Genomic DNA, 580 nt, shown 5'->3' on the forward strand with positions numbered 1-580 from the left:
TTAGCGAGGTGGTTCATCCTTATGATCTCCAGCACGCACAAGCGCAAAGCCCCCAGCACCTGCGTGAAGCGCTCGATGGGCTATTTCAACGCTTGGAGTCCCTGGCACAAGAGGCGAATCTCAGTGAGCGTCTGTGCGCCCATGTCACCAAAGCCCAGCGTTTGACCCACAAGCTCGTGGCCTCATTGGCGTTTTTCTTCATGATGGTCAATACCCGGGTTCAAGCCCTGAACCTGGCACCGGCCATTGAGCAGGCGATGCTGGAGCACTTGATCCCGGCGATTTATATCGAACGTGTCGCCGAACGCGCCCCTCGGGCTGAAGCACGCCAGCGCTTGCGCGCCCTCAGTGCCCAGCGCCTCGCCCCGTTGCAACAGCCCACTCATCCCATTCAAACGCTTGACCTCGACACCCGAACGCATCTTGAACAGGTCGCTGGCGACTGTGCCGATTTGTTTCAACGCACCAGCTCCTGTGTCGAGGGACGCAACGCACAGCTTGCCTTCTATCAACAGGGTCATCACCGCATCAGTGCACGACAGCAACAGGTGCTCACGGCGCTGCATAATTTCGCCACCGA

At 58.8% G+C, this 580-nt stretch carries 1 protein-coding gene; it reads left to right on the forward strand.

Translation table 11 applies throughout. The annotated features are described in order from the left end of the window. Nucleotides 1-580 (forward strand): DUF6399 domain-containing protein (locus tag CKO36_RS19350; protein ID WP_242469760.1); only part of this gene is annotated, 580 nt, incomplete at both ends.

This window comes from Rhabdochromatium marinum, assembly GCF_016583795.1.
GTDB lineage: Bacteria > Pseudomonadota > Gammaproteobacteria > Chromatiales > Chromatiaceae > Rhabdochromatium > Rhabdochromatium marinum.